Annotated in this window: 16 protein-coding genes; 4 read left to right on the forward strand and 12 right to left on the reverse strand. The window is 63.5% G+C overall.

The window, feature by feature from the left end:
- Positions 1-343 precede the first annotated feature (343 nt).
- Both U1738_RS08340 and U1738_RS08345 read left to right on the forward strand, forming a co-directional pair.
- Positions 344-1,708 carry a M48 family metalloprotease gene (locus U1738_RS08340; RefSeq protein WP_332788590.1) on the forward strand — a complete coding sequence of 455 codons (1,365 nt, stop codon included), beginning with the start codon at positions 344-346 and terminating at the stop codon, positions 1,706-1,708.
- An 8-nt stretch (positions 1,709-1,716) separates the two neighbouring features.
- Positions 1,717-2,454, forward strand: a complete 738-nt coding sequence (locus U1738_RS08345) for a DsbA family protein (RefSeq protein WP_332788591.1) — start codon at positions 1,717-1,719, stop codon at positions 2,452-2,454.
- A 151-nt stretch (positions 2,455-2,605) separates the two neighbouring features.
- On the opposite strand, the gene U1738_RS08350 is transcribed toward U1738_RS08345, so the two are convergent.
- The 3 genes from U1738_RS08350 to U1738_RS08360 all read right to left on the reverse strand — a co-directional run bounded on the left by U1738_RS08350 (position 2,606) and on the right by U1738_RS08360 (position 7,776).
- Positions 2,606-3,412: a PEPxxWA-CTERM sorting domain-containing protein gene (locus U1738_RS08350; RefSeq protein WP_332788592.1), complete on the reverse strand. Its 807-nt coding sequence runs from the start codon at positions 3,410-3,412 to the stop codon at positions 2,606-2,608.
- Positions 3,413-3,480: 68 nt separating this feature from the next.
- Complete coding sequence (locus U1738_RS08355; RefSeq protein WP_332788593.1) at positions 3,481-5,577, reverse strand: LamG-like jellyroll fold domain-containing protein; 2,097 nt, start codon at positions 5,575-5,577, stop codon at positions 3,481-3,483.
- Between the two features lie 216 nt (positions 5,578-5,793).
- A complete protein-coding gene (locus U1738_RS08360) occupies positions 5,794-7,776 on the reverse strand; it encodes a CocE/NonD family hydrolase (RefSeq protein WP_332788594.1) in 1,983 nt (660 codons plus the stop codon).
- Positions 7,777-8,385: 609 nt separating this feature from the next.
- Here U1738_RS08360 and U1738_RS08365 point away from each other — a divergent pair.
- Positions 8,386-8,994, forward strand: a complete 609-nt coding sequence (locus tag U1738_RS08365) for an SMI1/KNR4 family protein (protein WP_332788595.1) — start codon at positions 8,386-8,388, stop codon at positions 8,992-8,994.
- A 170-nt stretch (positions 8,995-9,164) separates the two neighbouring features.
- Here U1738_RS08365 and glpX read toward each other — a convergent pair whose 3' ends face one another.
- The 6 genes from glpX to U1738_RS08395 form a co-directional block, all read right to left on the reverse strand.
- Positions 9,165-10,133: a class II fructose-bisphosphatase gene (gene glpX / locus U1738_RS08370; RefSeq protein ID WP_332788596.1), complete on the reverse strand. Its 969-nt coding sequence runs from the start codon at positions 10,131-10,133 to the stop codon at positions 9,165-9,167.
- Between the two features lie 57 nt (positions 10,134-10,190).
- Positions 10,191-10,967, reverse strand: coding sequence for a glutaminyl-peptide cyclotransferase (locus U1738_RS08375; RefSeq protein ID WP_332788597.1), 777 nt, complete (start codon positions 10,965-10,967; stop codon positions 10,191-10,193).
- Positions 10,964-11,788 (reverse strand): 2,3,4,5-tetrahydropyridine-2,6-dicarboxylate N-succinyltransferase, encoded by an 825-nt coding sequence (gene dapD / locus U1738_RS08380; protein WP_332788598.1) that lies wholly within the window; start codon positions 11,786-11,788, stop codon positions 10,964-10,966. The genes U1738_RS08375 and dapD overlap by 4 nt, the downstream gene beginning before the upstream one ends.
- A gap of 2 nt (positions 11,789-11,790) precedes the next feature.
- Positions 11,791-12,453: a pyrimidine 5'-nucleotidase gene (locus U1738_RS08385; RefSeq protein WP_332788599.1), complete on the reverse strand. Its 663-nt coding sequence runs from the start codon at positions 12,451-12,453 to the stop codon at positions 11,791-11,793.
- Positions 12,454-12,631: 178 nt separating this feature from the next.
- On the reverse strand, positions 12,632-13,933 hold the full coding sequence (locus U1738_RS08390; protein ID WP_332788600.1) for an amidohydrolase family protein: 1,302 nt from the start codon (positions 13,931-13,933) through the stop codon (positions 12,632-12,634).
- Positions 13,930-15,342, reverse strand: a complete 1,413-nt coding sequence (locus U1738_RS08395; RefSeq protein WP_332788899.1) for an amidohydrolase — start codon at positions 15,340-15,342, stop codon at positions 13,930-13,932. The genes U1738_RS08390 and U1738_RS08395 overlap by 4 nt, the downstream gene beginning before the upstream one ends.
- Before the next feature lie 202 nt (positions 15,343-15,544).
- Here U1738_RS08395 and U1738_RS08400 point away from each other — a divergent pair, with 202 nt between their 5' ends.
- The gene (locus tag U1738_RS08400; RefSeq protein WP_332788601.1) at positions 15,545-15,895 is read left to right on the forward strand and encodes a response regulator; all 351 of its coding nucleotides are present in this window, start codon (positions 15,545-15,547) and stop codon (positions 15,893-15,895) included.
- A gap of 55 nt (positions 15,896-15,950) precedes the next feature.
- On the opposite strand, the gene U1738_RS08405 is transcribed toward U1738_RS08400, so the two are convergent.
- The 3 genes from U1738_RS08405 to U1738_RS08415 form a co-directional block, all read right to left on the reverse strand.
- A complete protein-coding gene (locus tag U1738_RS08405) occupies positions 15,951-16,664 on the reverse strand; it encodes a phosphocholine cytidylyltransferase family protein (RefSeq protein ID WP_332788602.1) in 714 nt (237 codons plus the stop codon).
- A 2-nt stretch (positions 16,665-16,666) separates the two neighbouring features.
- Positions 16,667-17,761 carry an inositol-3-phosphate synthase gene (locus U1738_RS08410; protein ID WP_332788603.1) on the reverse strand — a complete coding sequence of 365 codons (1,095 nt, stop codon included), beginning with the start codon at positions 17,759-17,761 and terminating at the stop codon, positions 16,667-16,669.
- A 66-nt stretch (positions 17,762-17,827) separates the two neighbouring features.
- Entirely contained in the window at positions 17,828-18,583 is a 756-nt protein-coding gene (locus U1738_RS08415; protein ID WP_332788604.1) for a CDP-alcohol phosphatidyltransferase family protein, read from the reverse strand.
- Positions 18,584-18,671 lie beyond the last annotated feature (88 nt).

Below are 18,671 nucleotides of genomic sequence, written 5' to 3' on the forward strand. Positions count from 1 at the left end.
GGTGCTGACCAGCTGGCTTTTAGTCAACGTCCGCCTTCCAACAACAGCCGTAACTCCTTGCAATGTTGGATCGTGGGCAAGACCTGTCACGGTTCTTTGACATCTTCCGATTCCCAAACTTCCACGCCCGCATGTCAACGCTGTCGCTGAAGTGTCGCGTGACGAACGCACCGGTGTCGCGTCGCGGTCGCGTTTCGGGTGCGTCGGGTTCGAAAAGCCCGCCAGCCCTTCAACATATTCAACATTCGCGGGCCATCCCCCTCATCCAACATTCACCCGCCTCCCGCCAAAACCGGCCCGCGATGCGATTGCCTCCGCCACGAAACTCCCCGATATGAGCAGCATGAAACGCGCAGGACATAAGAATTGGATCGCGGGTCTTGCGGCCTCCATCCTACTCTGGGCGCAGCCGGCGGTTGCGCAATCGATCTTGCGCGATGCCGAGACGGAGGCGATGTTCGCGAACATGTCGCGGCCGTTGATCGTCGCCGCCGGCCTGTCCCCGGCGAACGTCAAGGTCGTGCTGATCAACGACGATTCGATCAACGCCTTCGTCGCCGGCGGCCAAACGGTCTACGTCCATTCGGGCCTGATCCAGGCGGCGGACAATGCCAACGAAGTGCAGGGCGTGATCGCGCACGAACTCGGCCATATCGCCGACGGGCATGTCGTGTTGCAGGATAACGGCGCCCGGCCGGCGCTCGGCATCTCGATCCTCAGCATGGTCGTCGGGCTGGCCGCCGCGGTCGCTGGTGCGGGCGATGCCGGCATGGCGATCATGGGCATGGGCCAGGCAGCGGCGCAGGGCAAATTCCTCGCCTTCACCCGCGTGCAGGAATCGACCGCGGATGCGGCGGGAGCGAAATATCTCAACGCCTCGGGCGTCAGCGGGCGCGGCATGCTGTCCTTCTTCCGCAAGCTGCAGAACGAGGAATATGCCTATGGCCTGAAGAACATCGATCCCTTCGCACAGAGCCATCCGCTCAGCGGCCAGCGGATCGAGAACCTCAAGAACGATCTGATGAACGGCGCGTCGTGGAACGCGAAGCTCGATCCCGCGCTGGAGGAACGTTTCAAGCGCGTGAAGGCGAAGCTGCGCGGCTATGTCGCCGATCCGAAGATCACGCTCAACGTGTTCCCGGAGACCGACCAGAGCGTCTACGCGCATTACGCCCGCGCTTATGCGTTCCACAAATCGGGCTATCCCGAAAAGGCCGATGCCGAGGCGGCGGCGCTGATCAAAGCCGATCCGCACGATCCCTATTTCCTCGAAATCCAGGGCCAGATCCTGCTCGAGGCGGGCAAGCCGGCCGAGGCGCTGGTGCCGCTGCGCGAGGCGACGGCGCGGTCGAACAATGCGCCGCTGATCGCCACCACCTTTGGCCATGCGCTGATCGCGACCGACGACAAGAAGAACTACCCCGAGGCCATCACCATCCTGCGCCAGGCGGTGCAGCGCGACGATCAGAATCCGTTCGCCTGGTATCAGCTCGGCACGGTCTATGAGCGCACGGGCGACAATGCCCGTGCGATGCTGGCGACGGCCGAGCAGGCGAGCCAGAACGGCAATTCCCGCCTCGCCGCCTATACCGCGCGCGGCGCGCTGGCCGGCCTCACGCCCAACTCCTCGGACTGGATCCGCGCGCAGGACATCGCGATGACCGCGCAGAACGACCTGGACGACAACCCCAAGCAGAAACGCCGGTGATCGAACGCATGACGAAGAACCAGCTGGCACTGGCCGGCGTGACGGTGCTTGCGCTGCTGGTCGGCGCGGGCGGAATGTGGGTCGCGGAGCGCGCCGCGCCGGGCTCGCTGTCCGGCGCGGATCAGGCGCGCGTCGAGACCGTGGTGCGCGATTACGTGCTGGCCCACCCGGAGATCATTCCCGAGGCGATGGACCGGTTGAAACGGCGCGACGCGGCCAAGCTGATCGCGGCCAATCGCAAGGCGATCCTCGAGCCGTTCGGCGATGCCTGGGCCGGCAATCCCGACGGCGACGTCACTTTGGTCGAATATTTCGATTACAATTGCGGTTTCTGCCGGTCCAGCCTGCCGACGATCGCGGAACTGATCCGCCGCGATCCCAAGGTGCGCGTGGTGTTCCGCGAATTCCCGATCCTCAGCACGGAAAGCGGTGTCGCCGCGCGGCTGAGCCTCGCCGCTGCCGACCAGGGCAAGTTCAAGGCGTTCCACGACGCGCTTTACGCCGCCGGCCCGATAACCTCGATGACCCTTGAGTCCGCCGCCAAGACCGCAGGCGTGGATATGGCCAAGGCCGGCGCCATGGCGGCCCGTGCCGACGCCGAAATCGCCACCAACACCGCGATCGCACAACAGCTCGGCATGACGGGCACGCCGAGCTGGATCATCGGCGACAAGGTCGTCTCCGCCGCCTTGCCGCTGGAGGAACTGGAGAAAGCGGTACGCGAGGCGCGGGCCCGCAAATCCTGAAACTTTTCTCGCACCGCAGCTGGTGAAAGCGCACTTTTACCTGATCGACCGGCCCAGATAGAAAACCGCAGCCGGAGCATTCCTCCGGCTGCGGTTTTCGTTTGCCGCTACGCCAAGAGCGACCGCCGTGAACCGGCTGTTCGGCTGGCGTTCAGACCGAGAAGCGGACCGAAGGGCGACGACGTAGCGTTACGCCGACCAGACCGAAACCGAGGATCATCATCATCCATGTCGAGGGCTCGGGCACGGCCGAAACCGCGAAATTGGCGATATTCGCGATCTGCGCGGTCGTCAGTCCTTCGAGCCGCGGCGCGGCAAGCAGCGCCTGCCCAGTCGTCGTTGCGAGTGCGACGTCACTGTCGAGCGGCCCGTCCACATCCCGTGCGAGAAACGCATAATTGAGCAAGCTGATGCTTGCCCCGGCCGCAAGCGTGAAGGTGTAGCCGACATTGTAGCGATCGGGCGTGATGCTCTGCCTCGCCAAGCCGTTATTGCCGGCGACCAGCGCAATCACCGCATCGTCGATACAGGCACCCGCGCCATCATCTTCGCAGCTGACCATCAGACCGGCCGCATTGTAACTGATCAGTTCGTCGCCATCCGATCCCAGATTGCCGAAGAAGTTGACCGTCGTCGTGATCGCCGTCGACTGGGTGTTGGTGAAGGTGTCGAAGAAGCGATAGACGTTCCCGCTCAGCAACTCGACCTGACGATTGAGTGCCAACGTGCCGACGCCACTGTTGTAGAAGCCGAAATTGTCGAACGTATCGAAGCCGCCGTCCCTGACCGCGCCAAGCCACGCGCCGCTCGGCTGAACGGTGCCGCCGACGCCCTTATAGCTGGTGCCATAGCCGGTGCCATTGAAGATATCGGCACCGGCCTGGATCTGCTGGGCCTGCGCCGCAGCGGGAAAGACGATCGTGGCAAGTATGACGGCGAATTTGCGTGAGATGACCATGATGGAACTCCGGGAGAAGAAAGGATGACGAGCGACCGGGGCCGGGTGCCTGGCCCTGCCCCAGCTCATTATTTGCGGCGTGCGGTCAGCCACTGATCCGGGCCGAGCGGCCGGCCGACCAGCCGGATCTCGCCGATATGGCCGAAATAACCATCGACACGGCCACCGTTCCACCAGCTTGCGCCGATGATCCAGGGATTGTTGACGCTCTGCGAACGCATGCCGATCGCCCCGCTCGAAACGTTGCGCAGCACCGGGGCACCCTCGACATACAACGTCGTTTCTCTGGTCGCCGGATCGCAGACGATGGCGATATGATACCAAGTGTCGCGGATGATTTCGCCGGACCAGTTGGTCTGCGCATTCGTCGTGACGCTCGCCGGCACGACCTCCCACTGCACTTCGCGCAGGCTGGAAATCGCGAACAGAACCGACGAAGCTTCGCGATCGCCACCGGTAAAGCCGGAGATATTGCCGCGATTGCCGACACGCCCCAGGATGTTGCCCCAGCGATGCTTTTCCTGGACCCAATCCTTGTCGACCTTGATGAACGCCTCGATCGTGTAACCGTCCCAGAAGCTGCGGTTGTTGACCCCGGCACCGACATCGGTGGAGAAGCTGCTGTTCCGCACGGTGACCTTGTCGCTATTGAGAAAGCGGACGCTGCCCGTGGCCGATTGCAGGTAATGGCGATCGTCGGACCAGACGACGTCACCGACCTGCGCCGGCGCGACCAGGGGCACACGCCGCATCGGGAAGAGGCCGGTGGCATCGGGCAGGATGTCACCGACATTGACGATCTGACCATCCTTGCCGCCCACGGGGCGCCAATGCGCATAGGTGTCGGCCACCACAGGATAGTCGTTGGCATCGCGCGGCGGTGCCATGACCGGTACGGTCGGCTCGACATAGCCTTCGAGTAGCCTGGATGCGACGACCGGCAGGATCGGCGCTCCCGTAGTGGACAATGTCGGTTTCCATTTCAGGAAGCCGGCAAAACGCTTCTTGAAGTTGATCGGGATCGAGAAACGCTCGTTGCTCTCGGTCAGGATCGCGCGATCGAACTGGTTGAGCGTGGCCTTCGGCTTTTGCACCACCCATGGCGAGAAGGACAGCACGTCGATCTTGTTGGCCGAAAAATCCAGTTCATAAAGGCGCATCAGCGCGTTGCCGCCCTGATAGGCCATCTGGTAATCGACGACCATTTCCTCGACCTGGTTGCCGAAATCGTTGGTCTTGGAGAGCCATGACGCGCCGTGATGATGACCGTTGAGCGTCATGAAGATCTGGTCGTTGTCGCGGATCAGCCGCTCCCACAACATCTTGCCATATTCGGTTTCGAGCGGACTCAATCCATCCTTGTTGATGTTGAGCAGTTGATGGTTCGAGAGGATGACCGGCAGCGTCGGATTGCGGCGGATCACGCTGCGCGCCCAGGCAATGCCCGCATCGGAAATCCGCCATGAGAGCGACAGGACCATGAAGCTGATGCCGAACGCTTGGAAGACATGATATTCGTGGAAGCCGCTTGAATCGCGCTCGCGGAAAGTGGCCTGGGTGGCTGCGCGCGCCCTTGTAAACCATTGGAGATAGGGTTCGGACGCCAGCGCGCGCTGCGCATCGGTGCCCGACGACTGGCTGGCAGGATTGGCATAATCCAGATCGGTCAGCACGTCATGATTGCCGGCCAGGATCGAATAGGGAACCTTGGCGTTTTCGAGCAGCTTCATTGCCGCATCGGCTATCCGCCATTGATTCGGCCTGCCGACCTGGTCGACCACGTCGCCCAGATGGATAACGAACGGGATGTTGTAGGCGGCGGCATTGGCGGCAATCCATCTGGTCTGCGCCGAAAATGGTTCGCTGCCATATTTGGTCTGGAATTTCTGACCCTCGTCGGTGGTCGCGTAGCGCGAATAGAATTGCGTGTCGGGCAACACGGCGAGCGTGAAGCTGGTCGTTGCGTCGGGAACGGCGGTCGTGGCCAGCGGGACGAGAGTGTCTTCAGCGGTGGCGAGCGGGTTGGCGTCCGATGCGGAACTTCCGCTACACCCGGATAACATCGCCGCCCCGACCGGCAGGACGGAAAGACTGGCAGCGCTCAACAACAATTGACGACGGTCTGCGAGACGGCCCAAGCCGTCCCGGTCTTGATCAGATAACATGATGTGGGACTCCCCTGCACCGTTGAGGGAGATGGTGCTGGCGACTCCGTTAGCGTTGCGTAATGACTCCCAAACGGAGAAACTGTGTCATTTATGTAAAAAAAATTAACACTATTTATTATGGTGACGTTCACCGTTGCGGCAGTTTGCGCCGCACTATCGCTGCAGGGATGGCCAAGGGCGCGGAAACCCTAAACCTTTTCCCGTAGGGGGATATTATTTGATCACCGGCAGCACCACCTTCGATCCCGCGCACACCTTCTGCGTCGCTTTCACGAAATCCGTCGCCTTCGCGCGCGCGATGTTCGGCACGAAGGTTTGCGGGTTACGGTCGATCACCGGGAACCAGCTCGATTGCACCTGCACCATGATGCGGTGACCCTTCAGGAAGACGTGATCGTGATCGCGTAGCGGCACGTCCCACGCGGTCACCTTGCCCGGCACCAGCGGCTGCGGAACGGTATCGCTGGCGAGGAACTTGCCCCGCCGCACCTCCATCGCGATCGGCAATTGGTAACCGTTCAACTGCATCGGATAGGCCCCCAGCGGGGACTTGGCGTCGAACGGCGCGTAATCATCCGGCAGCACGTCGATCAGCTTGACGACGAAATCACTGTCCGTCCCGCTGGTCGAGGCCATCAGCTTCGCGACAATGTTGCCCGCGATCGTCAGATTCTCCTTCAACGGTGCGCTGACATAGCTCAGCACATCCGGCCGGTGATCGACGAAGCGCTGGTCCTCCGCCTCCCACCAGCGCCATTCGGGGCGCGGATACGTCACCGAGATCGGGCGCGGGCGGAACGGCACCGGATTGGCCGGATCTGAGACATAGTCGCGACAGGCCTCACCCACCGGCGCAGTGAACGACAGCGACCCGTCCGCCTGCAGATACAGATCGGTCGCCTTCGCCTCCTTTGGCGGCCACGCGGTGTAGCTCTTCCACAAATTCGATCCGGATTCGAACATCCGCGCGCGGAAATTCGGCCGCTCGCCCGTGCCGTGCAGCCAGTAGCGGAAGAATGGTGCCTGGATCGTATCGCGGAAATCCTGCCCGCTATTACCCCCCAAAGGCACGCGTCCGAGCATCGTCGTATCGCCCTGCCACCCGCCATGCGCCCATGGCCCGGCGACCATCAGGCTCAAATGATCGGGATCGTTCTCCTGCTGCTTGGAATAGATCTTCCACGATCCCAGCGGATCCTCCTGATCCCAGAATCCCGCGACGTTCAGCGTCGGCACGACCGTCTTGCCCAGAGCATCTGTCCAGCGCTGGTCGGTATAAAAGGCATCGTGATTGGGGTGATCGAGCAACGCCGTGAACATTGGCGACGCGCCCTTGAAGTGAACCTTGTCGATCGTTTCGACCGGCCCCTGTTTCAGGAACCACTCATAGGTATCGACCGTGTCGTAAGCGACGTCCTTGTTCTGCGTCTTGTCCGCCTGCAAACTGTAGAGCCAGTCGGTCGCATAGGACAGGCGCAGCGCGCCGTTGCGGTGCAGATCGTCATTCTGCCAATAATCGTTCCACGCCGCCTGCGGCGACACCGCCTTCAGCGCCGGATGCGGCTTGGCCAGCGCCACGGCGGCGGCAAAACCGGGATAGGATACGCCCCACATCCCGACCTTGCCGTTGTTGGGCTTAACGTTCTTCACCAGCCAGTCGACCGCATCATAGGCATCGGTCGCCTCGTCCACCGCCTTCACATCCTTCGGGTGGACGGCGGTCGAGAAGGTGAACACCCCATCCGACTTGAACCGCCCGCGCATCGACTGGAACACGAAGATATAGCCGTCATCGGCCAGCGTCTTCCAGCTCTTCGGCATCGCGGCAGGCGCGGTGGCCGGCACGCCATACGGCGTGCGTTGAAACAGGATCGGCAGCGGCCCCTTGGCACCCTGCGGGCGAAGGATGACGGTTTGCAACTTCGCCCCGTCGCGCATCGGCACCATCACCTCCTCGAAGGTAAAGGGGGATTGCGTCGCGGTGGTCGGCGGCGGGCCTTGGGGACGTACCTCCGACAGCGGCAACGCCAGCAGGACGAGCGCCGCCGCGCCAGCGAAAGTTGAGACCATCGAACTGCCCGGCCATGTCGATGCGGCAGCCGCGTTGCCGCGAATGTTGAATATGTTGAAGCGCTGGCGATGATTGTGCGAGCGGCGCGGATCGTGGGCGACGGCGGGGTGCGGACGGCTGGACATTACGACAAGGTGCCGATTTCGGGCCGTTTAGGACAGCCTGATTCTCGATGGAATCGCAATTTTCGGATATCGCGAACTCGACAACCCGCTTTCGCCACGTCCGCTAACGCCCAATAGCGGACCTCCCCGACGCGTGATACGTAAAGAAGATGAAGATCACTTGCACGGTCCCATTCCTCTGCTTGTGCCTGCTTGGCTGTGCTCAACAGTCTGTGCGAGAGTGGCGGTCTCGCGCGTCAGCGCAGTCCCCTTACAGCGCAACTCTTGTCGAGACTGACCACAATGAAGGTGAAAGCAACGAATTCAACGTTCGCGTGAACGCCGAGAGGGGGAGCGATGACGGTTGGTTTTTCATCACCAACCTCAGCACGGGGCTTGCGAGATCGGAGAGGCCTGACATGCGCTGGACATCTCCGACTGACTTACTCGTCACGGTGCATACCGCAGACCTCGAAGGACAAACGCGACGACGTTTTGCGGGCGGTGGAAGGCCACCTGGGTCGCTCACTGTACGGTTCGTAGCAGATCAGTCGCACCTGTAGCCAACGTCCGCTTTCCACCATTTGCGGACAATTTGACCTGCCTCACCGCCCATCGCATTCTAGGAGTATGCAGCAACCAGCTTTCGCAAAATCCTTATTCAGATGCGATGACGCGACATCGCTGAAGATAGACGGCGGGAACCGCTTCATACGAAAATTACCGGATGACCGACCCCTCGGCTATTTGCACAAATTTCATGCCCCGCTCGACAATTCGGGTTTAGGGCGAGTGCGAGAAGGCTTCGGACGTCCTCTGCCGATGCAATTCGAGGACTTTCTTCAGTGGTCAAACGGCGCCAGCCTCTTCGACAACCAGATTTACATATTCGGATTTGTCGAAGATTTTTCCCGGAGCTTGGAACCAGAGAAGCAGCAACCAATCTCGATCATTGATAAGAACCGCATCTTTTCTAGTTTGCATAGCGACTGCTGGCGCGACGGCTGGATGCTGATCGGCTCGGCTGTCGGCTGGAGCAGCAACTACGACTTAGAATTGCACGAAGACGGTGCTTGCGCTCTCGTCCTTGAGAATTCCGTTCGGGTAGTAGCATCGTTCGAGCAATGCATAACCCTCATCATCGACCGCATCTCCGGATGTTTTTCCTGCGATGGTATCCTCGATGGCAGTTACACGGAGGTTGAGGCTGCACTGGCGAGCCTCCTTCGTACACAATAGCGAATGTCCGCCGTCCAACAACATCGAACGCCACGCTGTCCTAAACGCCTCCAACCCGCTACGCTCGCCGCGGCTTTTTCACATCGCCGAATATCCCGGTCCCGCCCGTCACATTCGGCCGCGTACCGTGTGACCTTGTGTGAACTTCGCCGGTTCCGGTCGTCGCCCCGTCAAATCCGATGCTCGCCCTTCACCCAGCGCACGGTGCCCGACGACGCGCGCATCACCACGCTCTCCGTCGTCATCGTGCCGCCCTTGCGCTTCACGCCGGCGAGCAGCGAACCGTCGGTCACGCCGGTCGCGGCGAAGATGCAGTCGCCCTTGGCCAGTTCGGTCAAATCGTATTGCTTGTCGAGATCGGTCACGCCCCACTTTGCCGCGCGACCGCGCTCATCGTCGTTGCGGAACAGCAGGCGGCCCTTGAACTGCCCGCCGACGCAACGCAGTGCCGCCGCCGCCAGCACGCCCTCCGGCGCGCCGCCAGACCCCATATAGATGTCGATCGTCGTGTCCGGGTTGGTCGTCGCGATCACGCCGGCCACGTCGCCGTCGCCGATCAGCATGATGCCGACGCCCAGCGCGCGCAGTTCCGCGATCAGTTTCTCGTGGCGCGGGCGATCCAGCACGCAGGCGATGATCTCGCTCGGCTCCACGCCCTTCGCCGCCGCCACCGCGCGGACGTTCTCGGTCGGCGTCCGGTCGAGATCGATAATGCCTTCGGGATAGCCCGGGCCGACCGCGATCTTGTCCATATAGACGTCGGGCGCATTGAGCAGGCCGCCCTGCTCGGCGATCGCCAGCACCGCGAGGCTGTTCGGGCCGGCCGTGGCGCAGATCGTGGTGCCCTCCAGCGGATCGAGCGCGATATCGATCTTCGGGCCCTTGCCGATCGCGGAGCCGACCTTTTCGCCGATGAAGAGCATCGGCGCCTCGTCGCGCTCGCCCTCGCCGATCACCACGGTGCCGTCCATGTAGAGCGAATTGAGCGCCTCGCGCATCGCCTCGACCGCCGCGGCATCGGCTGCCTTCTCGTCGCCACGCCCGACCAGCTTCGATGCGGCGACCGCTGCCGCCTCGGTCACGCGGACCATTTCGAGGACGAGAACGCGATCGAGAACCTGGCTGGCGGCGGTGGTCATGGAAATCCCCTCTGGTTTGCCGAGCGGGTTAGGCGGCAAGTGTTGCGATGTCGAGACTCAGTGTTTGCGCAGTTGGTTGCGCTTCGGCGGTACGATCTCGAACAGTAAAGGCCATTCCTTGCCGGTGACGAACAGGCGGCGGTGCGCGGCATCCCAGGCGATGCCGTTGGCGACCTGGTTCTGGCCGTACACCCCGGCTTTGGCGTGCAGCGCGGAAAGGTCGATCCAGCCGACCACATGGCCGGTGCGCGGATCGATCCGCGCGATGCGATCGGTCAGCCAGACATTGGCGAGGATCTCGCCATCGACATATTCCAGCTCGTTGAGATTGAGGACCGGATGCCCATCCGCCGTCACCTTCAACCTCCGGCGCAGGCGGAAGGTGGCGGGATCGAGGAAGCGCAACACCGCCGTCCCGTCCGACATGATCAGCTGCGTTCCGTTCGAGGTCAGCGCCCAGCCTTCACCCGGATAGCGGAAGGTCGAGAGCTTGCGGAAACCGTTGCGCGACCAGCGGAACCCGATGCCGTCGCGCCAGGTGAGGCTGAGGATCTGGTCGCGCCAAGCGACGATGCCCTCACCGAAGAATGGCGGCGGCACGGTCACGTTCGCCACGACCTTGCCGCTGGCGAGATCGACCTTGCGGATGCCCGATCGCCCGACCTCGCCGGTGCTCTCGAACAGCGCGCCGTCGAGGTAGAACAGGCCCTCGGTATAGGTGCCGGGATCGTGCGGATGGGTCCGCACGACGGTCGCCGCCTCGGTCGGCACCTGCGCGGCGCAAACGCCGGGCGCGAGCAGCAGGAGCAGCCCCGGCAGGAGCGTCCGGATCAATCCCGCAGCAGTTCGTTGATGCTGGTCTTGCTGCGCGTCTGGGCGTCCACGCGCTTGACGATCACCGCGCAGTACAGGCTGGGTTTGCCGTCCCCGCCGCCCATGCTGCCGGGCACGACCACCGAATATGGCGGCACATGGCCGCGGAACACTTCGCCGGTTTCGCGATCGACGATTTTGGTGCTCGCGCCGAGATACACGCCCATCGACAGCACCGCGCCCTCGCCGACGCGCACGCCCTCCGCCACTTCGCTGCGCGCACCGATGAACGCGCCGTCGCCGATGATGACCGGATCGGCCTGAAGCGGCTCCAGCACGCCGCCGATCCCCGCCCCGCCGGAGATGTGCACGTTCGCGCCGATCTGCGCGCAGGAGCCGACCGTCGCCCAGGCATCGATCATCGAATTCTCGCCGACATAGCCGCCGATATTGACGAAGCTCGGCATCAGTACAGCACCCCTCGCGATATACGCGCCGCGCCGCACGATGCTTCCCGGAACGCTGCGGAAACCGGCCTCGCGGTAGCGGTTCTCGCCCCAGCCCTCGAACTTCGAGGGTACCTTGTCGAACCAGTTCGCGGCGCCGGGACCGGGAATGATCTCGTTATCGTTGAGGCGGAAGCTGAGCAGCACGGCTTTCTTCAGCCATTGATTGACCGTCCACCCACCCTGCCCGTCTGGCGCGGCGACACGCGCCTCGCCCGAATCGAGCAGCTCCAGCGCCGCATCGACCGCCGCGCGGACCGATCCGATCGTGTTGAAGCCGAGGTTCGCGCGGTCGTCCCATGCGGCGTCGATCGTCGTCTGCAATGCCTGGCTCAACTTTAGGCCTCCAATATCGCGTTCAGCCAGTGGCTGATGTCGTGCGTGATGAAATCGACGTGTTCGTGCGTCTCGTCCGGCGTCTGTTCCGAGCCGTTATCGACCCACAGGGTGGTCATGCCGATCGCCTTGGCCGGCTTCAGATTGCGCGCCATGTCCTCGGCGAACAGCGAGTGCTTCGGATCGAGATCGAAGGCCGCGCACAGGCCGGCATAGGCCGATGCCTGCGGCTTGGGGGCAAGGTCCATCGCGTGGATATCGTGGATCGCCTCGAAGCTTTCGCCGAGGCCGAGGCGACCGAGCACCTTGGTGGCGTAGGGCGTATCTGCGTTGGTGAAGACGATCTTGCGCCCCGGCAGCTTCGCAATCGCGGCGGCCAGCGGCGCGTTCTCCTCCAGCACGTCCATCTCGATATCGTGGACATAAGCGAGGAATTCGTGCGGCTCTACCTCATGGTCGGCCATCAGGCCCGCCAGCGTCGTGCCGTGGTGGTGGAAATAGCCCTTCTGGATGCGCCGTGCCTCATCCAGATCTACGCCCAGTCGTTCGGAGATATACGCGCCCATCTTGGCATCGATCTTGTCGAACAGCCGCGCGCTCGCCGGATAGAGCGTATTGTCCAGATCGAAGATCCAGTTGCGGATATGGGCGAGGCGCGGGTCCATCTGCGCGCGGCTTTACGGCGCGGGGGCGTAGCGGGCAAGGCGGGCTGTGATCGCCGCCGGAATAACTCCCCTACCTGGAAGGGAGGGGTTGGGGGTGGGTCGCTCTCGAAGAAGCGTAGCGCTCTCCCCATGCCGACCCACCCCCGGCCCCTCCCTTCCAGGGAGGGGAGAAGAAGGTCTACCGCTCGTACGCCTTGGGCAGTGCCCCTTCCTCCGGCCGCATATACCGGTTGCGCAGCAAATCCTGCCGCGTGGTCAGCGGCTGCTTCACGCCGTCGATATAGACCGTCATCGCCGCCGCATCGAGTTCCAGAGGGTCGTTGGACCAGATGACCACGTCGCCGCGCCGGCCGGGCCGCAAGGAGCCGATCTCGCCGCCCATGCCGATCGCGTCCGCCGTGACCGAGGTGATCGCGGCGAAGGCGGCATCCCAGGTGAGCCCGGTCGCGCCGGGCACCTTGGACAGCGCGACGAGGTTGCCGGCATATTGCTTCTCGAGCCGCGCCTGCCGCGCCTCGTTGTCGTTGATCATGCCGATGCCGACCACGACGCCCGCCGCCTTCATCCGGCCGACGTTCGATTGGGTCGAGGCAAGCTGTTCGAACGATGCGGGCAGGTCGATTAGCGCGCTGGCGATCACCGGAATGCGTGCCGCAGCGATCTGCGACGCCACGGTCCAGCCCTCCGCCGCGCCGACGAACACCAGCTTCAGCGCGGGAAAATCGCGCTTCAGATCGATCAGGGCGAGGATGTCCGACGCGCGCTCGACATGCACCAGCAACGGCATGCGCCCCGCCAAGACCGGCACCAGCGCCTCGGCATCGGCGCGGGTCAGCAATGCTTCCTTGCCGACATCGCTATAGCCGTTGGGATTACGCGAATAATCGCGCACCTGCGCCAGCGCGTTGCGGAACTGCGCGATCGCCGCCGGGCGGCTGCCGCCCGCCGCGCGTGCGCCGCTCTCGCCATATTCCATGAACTGGAACGCGCGCGGCTTCGTCACCGCATCCGCATCCGCGCCGAGATCGATCACCGCTCCCATGCCGGCGAAGATCGAACCGTTGTTGTCGGGCGCGACGATCGCGCGCGTAATGCCTTCCGCGCGATTGAGCGGGATCGAACTGGTCCTGGGGTTCACCGCCGACGCGATATCGATCGCGGCATGGAACGGGCTCTTGTCCGCGCCGGAGTCGTTGGTCTGTTCGACCCCGTCGACCTCGACGATGCCCATGCGGGTGAAGCCGGCGACGATGCCCGGCGTCACGAAACGCCCGCCGGCATCGACCGTTTCGGCATTGGCGGGCACCGTGACGCCCTTGCCCGCGGCGACGACCTTGCCGTCGCGGATCACGACGGTGCCGCCGTCGATCGGCGCGGAGCCGTCGCCGATCACGAGCTTGGCATTGACGATCGCAACCGATTGCGCGGCAACGGGAGTTGCGAAAAACGAGGCGGCGCTGAGCAGCAGGAGGCGCTTCACTTGGTGTCTCCCGCGCCGGGCTGGCCGAGTTCGAAATCGGATACCGGCCTCAGTTTCGGATTGTCGGCATCGTAGAGCATCGCCCCGTCGATCCAGACCTTTTCGGGGCGCGAATAGACGCTGAACGGATTGCCGTTCCACAACACGACATCGGCCATCTTGCCGGGCTTCAGGCTGCCGGTCTTGTCGGCGATGCCCAATGCCTTGGCCGGATTGATCGTCAGCCATTCCCACGCCGTCGCATCCGAAATCTGGATGCCCGCACGCCGCCCGGCAGCGAGCGCTTTGGCGACTTCCTGGTTCAGGCGCTGGATGCCGTTCTCGTCATCGCTATGGATCATCGCGCAGGCCCCGGCATTCTGCAGCAATGCGAGGTTCTCGCTGATCGCGTCGTAGCTTTCCATCTTGAAGCCCCACCAATCGGCCCACACTGCCGCGCAGGTGCCATTGGCCTTGAGCAGATCGCCGATCTTGTACGCCTCGACCGCGTGGTGGAACGCGCCGACATGATAGCCGAATTCCTTGGCCATATCGAGCACGATGGCCATTTCGTCGGCGCGGTAGCAATGGTTCTGGACGAGGATTTCGCCGGAAAGCACGCCGCGCAACGTGTCCATCCCGATGTCGCGGCCGGGCGCTTCGCCGCCGTCCTTCTCGAACTTATCCCATTTGCGCTTGTATTCGACCGCCTTGGCCCAGGTCTGGCGATTGACCGCCACGTTGCCCATCCGGGTCGAAGGTTCGCGGCCCTTGCCGCCATAGACGCGCTTGGGATTCTCGCCGCACGCCATCTTCAGGCCGTACGGCGCGCCGGGGAATTTCATGCCCTGTTCGGTGCGGGCATAGACGTTCTTGATCACGACCGATCGGCCGCCCATCAGGTTCGCGGAACCGGGCAGGATCTCCAGCGTGGTGACGCCGCCATTGACGAGCGCGCGGCTGAAGCCGGGGTCCTGCGGCCAGATGCTGTGTTCGGCCCAGACGTCGGGCGTGGTGGGGGACGTCGCCTCGTTGCCGTCCGAATTGGCCTGCACGCCGGGCGAGGGATAATCGCCGAGATGGCTGTGGATATCGATGATGCCAGGCGTCACCACCTTGCCGGTGCCGTCGATCACCTTCGCACCGGCGGGCGCGGTGAGGTTCTGCCCGACCGCGACGATCTTGCCATCGGCGAACAGCACCGATCCGCCGGTTATGCTGCCGCCCTCGCCATCGAACACCGTGACGTTGGTCAGCAGCGTCGGAACGCCGGGATAGGCCTTGTACGTCGAGGGGAACGGATCGTGCGCATATCCCTTGCCCATCCCGGGGCCGGGTTGTTTGCCCGAACTGGCGCTTTTGGGGCCTTCCGCCTTGCCGTCCGTCGCGCAGGCGGAGAGCAGAGACAAAGCCGCCGCAGCGCCCGCCATACGAAACGACCAGCCGCTCGCCCGAAACCCGATTGCCATGCTCACCCCTGTTGTTCTGTTTTTCGCGCCACTGCGTGTCGCATCCGGCCCGGGAGAAATCCGGCACTACCGCCAAGGTGTCAACGGCCTGCGAAAATAAGTTCGCAAATCCGGGCCCGATTGTTGCTGCCGGATGTTTGATCCATGTTGAAGGTGTTCTCCGATGTGTCATGTGCTTATCATCGAAGACGAGGCGTTGATCGCGCTCGATCTACAGGATGTCCTAATGGATGCCGGCGCGACCAGCTTCGACTTCGCCGAGACACAGGCGGATGCCATAATTGCCGCCCGATTGCGCCGCCCCGACGTGATCACCTCCGACGTGATGTTGCGCGAAGGCACCGGCCCTGATGCCGTCGCCGATATCTTCGACGAACTGGGCCCCTTGCCCGTGATCTTCATCACCGCAACGCCGGCGGCGTGCATCCCGTGTCCCCCAGCTTCGCCCATCCTGGCCAAGCCGGTGAGAAATTCCCTGCTGCGCGAGGCGTTTAAAGCAGTGGCACCGCATTGAGCCCGCGAAGGCTCAACGTCATCGCTGAGTAAGTTGGTTCGGCGCAGAGGCCAAATCAGCCTACTGATGCTCCGGCCCACGCGTTCGCCGCCGCCAACGCCTTGGGATCGTCGACATCAATCCAGTCGAGATCGCTGCAATCCACCGTCAGCGCCGCACCCCGTGCGATCAACGCGCGCACCGCTTCGGTGATCGAGGGCGCGTCCAGCCCCTCCAGCGCGGCGAAAAAGGCCGGCCCGACCGCGAACACCCCGGTGTCGTAGCAATCGTGCGGCGCCATCTCCTTGCCGATCGCGGTGATATATTCGCCGTCGGTCGCCACAAACGTAACGTCGAGCGGATCGACCCACGGATGCCCGAGCCGACGGTCGATGCCCAGCCGCAATCCCGCACCCGCGCCGGCCGCCGCCATCCGCGCATATAGCGCCGGTTCGACCAGATGATCGCACATCGCTAGCAACGTCTCCGCGCCGGCCAGGAGCGGCGCGGCGGCCAGCGCCGACACGCCGTTGGGTTGCCGCCAGTCGGCGGTGCGCGCGGTTTCGACCGAGACCGGCCAGTCGCGCGCGGCCAGATGCGCCTCGATCGCCTCGGCGCGGTATCCGGTGGTGACGATCACCCGCGTGATCCCGGCGCGCGCCAGCCGTTCGATCGCGTGATCGATCAGCGGCTTGCCCGCGACCTCGCACAACGGCTTCGACTCGGCGGCCTCGCGCAGGCGCGTTCCCGCCCCCGCCGCGAGCAGGACCGCCGTGTCGATCTTTGCCACGGTCAGGCGGCGGCGGCGATGAAGTCTTCGACCGCGATCTGCGCCAGATCGTCCGTCATCTGGATCGGAGGGTGCTTGCAGAAATAGGCGGATGCCGGATGCACCGGACCGGCGAGTCCACGATCGCTGGCGAGTTTCGCGCACCGGATCATGTCGATCGCGACGCCGGCCGAATTCGGGCTGTCCTCGACCGAGAGGCGCATTTCCAGGTTCATCGGCACGCCGCCGAACATGGTGCCTTCCATGCGCAGGAAGCAGACCTTGTTGTCGTTCTGCCAAGGCACGTAATCCGACGGGCCGATATGCACGTTGTCGTCGGTCAGGCGCTCGGCCGCGACCGACTGCACCGCTTCGGTCTTGGAGATCTTCTTCGATTCCAGGCGGCGGTGGTTAGACATGTTCAGGAAGTCGGTATTGCCACCAGTGTTGAGCTGGTACGTCCGCTCCAGCTTCACGCCACGCTTGGCGAACAGGTCGGTCAGCACGCGATGGACGATCGTCGCGCCGAGTTGCGCCTTGATGTCATCACCCACGATCGGCACGCCGGCATCGGTGAACTTCTTGGCCCAAACCTCATCGCTGGCGATGAACACGGGGATGTTGTTGACGAAGGCGACGCCGGCCTCGATCGCGCATTCGGCGTAGAATTCGGTCGCCTTCTGGCTGCCGACCGGCAGGTAGTTCATCAGTACATGCGCGCCACTGTCGCGCAACGCCTTGACGACCTCGTCCTTGCTCGGCTGCGCGGCATCGGAGACGATGAACGTGCGGTCGTCCTTGTAATCGGCCATATGCTCGGCGACGCCGTCCAGCACGTTGCCCATCGCGACCGTCACGCCGCTCGTCGGCACGTCGGCGCAGAACACTGCGGTGCAGTTCGGCTTGGCGAAGATCGCCTCGGCCACGTCCACGCCCACCTTGCGCGCATCCACGTCCCATGCCGCGACGACCTTGATGTCGCTCGGCTTGTAGCCGCCCAGGTCCCAATGCATCAGGCCGACATGGTCGTTCTGGCCCTTATGGTAATAAGCCAGGCCCTGGATGAGCGAGCTGGCGCAATTGCCGATGCCGATCACCGCGACGTTGATGGTGTTCATGGTTGGAGGGGCCCTTCGATTCTCAAATGATGTGGTGTGAAATGGCGCGCGTTGCGCCCGAAACGGTCATGTATTTACGGATGTCGCGCCGCCCGGATGCAACAGGGCGGCTTCCACGCGCCGATGCCAGACAAGGGTGGCAATGATCAAGAGGGTCAGCGGCACGATCTCGAACCACCAGAACAGGCGCGGATTGCCCGCCATGCACGCGATGAAGATCGCCAATACGCGCATATTGGCGCTTTCCAGCGCCATCACCTTCATCGGGGCGACCGCGCGGGCCGCATATTCGCGCCCGAAACGCTGCGGATCGCGACTGTCCCGCAGCGCGCGATCGAACGGATCCGCGGCACGGTCCACCCCGCGCGAGATATCGTCGTAGAGCTTTTCGAGCAGTCCGCCGGTGCGCGCCGGCGGGGTCGTACCCCAATCGCCCTTGGCCCGGCGGTGGAAGCGCGCGCGCTCGCCCTCGAACAGGCTGGCCTGGCCGATATGCGCGGCACCCGCCGTCACCGCGAGCACCCAGCCTTCGAGCGTGCCGATCGATGTGGCGATGACGACGTAGATCAGGATGAAGACGCCGTGATCGACGATGCCGTCGAGCAATCGTCCGAACGCGGATGCGGTGCGCGTGGCGCGCGCGACCATGCCGTCCAGCCCGTCGGCGATCAGCCAGCCGATCGACAGCAACAGGCCGATCGCGACGGCGAAGGGATTGGTCCAATGCGCATAAGCGAACGCCGCGCCGATACCCAATAACAGGCCCGCGCATGAAACCGCATTGGCCGAAATTCCGGCCTTGAGCGCCAGCGGCAACAACAAACGCGAGCAGGGGTGAATCAGCCAGAGATTGGTTGGATCTTCTATCCGCCTGTCTCGGGAGCCATCGGGCGGAGCAAGTTTCATCAGG

This window comes from Parasphingomonas caseinilytica (assembly GCF_036663755.1).
GTDB lineage: Bacteria > Pseudomonadota > Alphaproteobacteria > Sphingomonadales > Sphingomonadaceae > Sphingomonas.